Genomic DNA, 280 nt, shown 5'->3' with positions numbered 1-280 from the left:
CATGTTGCGTTTTGGAAAGGCGTAGAAGTAACGGATTAAGTTACAAGGCCGATAAATAAATTATATACAGGAAAAAACAGATCATGAAGGAATTTGATGCAATCATTATAGGCTCAGGCCAGGCAGGAACGCCACTAGCCAGAAAATTAGCGAAGGCGGGATGGAAAACAGCAATTATAGAAAAGAGATTAGTAGGGGGAACGTGTATTAATGATGGCTGCACACCTACAAAAGCACTGGTTGCTTCTGCAAAACTTGCTTTCATGGCTGAAAGAAGCGC

General features: G+C 41.8%; 1 protein-coding gene. It reads left to right on the top strand.

From position 1 onward, the window contains the following. Window positions 1-83: 83 nt before the first annotated feature. The coding region (locus NXS07_RS22680) for an FAD-dependent oxidoreductase (RefSeq protein WP_258087651.1) at window positions 84-280 on the top strand (197 nt) is incomplete at its 3' end.

The sequence above is a fragment of the Xenorhabdus bovienii genome (assembly GCF_024721015.1).
Lineage (GTDB): Bacteria > Pseudomonadota > Gammaproteobacteria > Enterobacterales > Enterobacteriaceae > Xenorhabdus > Xenorhabdus bovienii.
The sequence above is the reverse complement of the archived record's forward strand: the minus strand, read 5'-3'. Positions and strand labels throughout refer to the sequence as shown.